1 protein-coding gene is annotated in these 598 nt (G+C 49.5%); it reads right to left on the reverse strand.

The window, feature by feature from the left end; genetic code table 11:
• Positions 1-598 (reverse strand): hypothetical protein (locus tag ICN23_RS09710; protein WP_216232049.1); only part of this gene is annotated, 598 nt, incomplete at both ends.

Here is a 598-nt window from a genome sequence, read left to right on the forward strand (position 1 = left end):
GCTGTCTTCGGCTGAATCACTAGTGCTGCGCTACCTGAAAGTGCGCCGCCTAAGCTCATCGCGTCAGTAGTCATGGTTAAGGCATAGGTGCCTGCAGCAAAAGTTGATCCGGTAGTGATGCTAGAAGCAGATAAGGTCACGATTGCGCCTAAGGTGCTTGCACCGGTATAAGTCTGAGCACCACTCGTAGTGATATTGGCATTAATGGTTGAAGTGCCTGATACCGACAATGCTTTATTAGTGCCAGTTAAGGTCACGGTATCGGCTGTTGCATTACCAAACACAGCATTACCTGTAATCGTGAGGCCATATGCACCAGTAATGGTGTCGTTAAAGGTTGCTGTAGTAGCAGCTAAAGTCGTGTCTGCTGCTAATACAACAGCATCGTTATAGGTTTGTGCGCCAGAAGTAGTAACTGTAGCGCCATTGAGAGCCACGGTACCACCAGCATTGGTTGTTACAGAAGCGGCGGTAACTGCTGCGCTAAGGGTAGTTGTACCAGTGCTGTTTACAGTCAAGGCACCTAATGCACCGTTGGTAGCGCCACCTACTACACCAGTGAAGGTCACGTTACCGGAGCCAGAAGAGATGGTAAGTG

The organism is Polynucleobacter sp. MWH-Jannik1A5, assembly GCF_018881795.1.
In the GTDB taxonomy this organism is placed as follows: domain Bacteria; phylum Pseudomonadota; class Gammaproteobacteria; order Burkholderiales; family Burkholderiaceae; genus Polynucleobacter.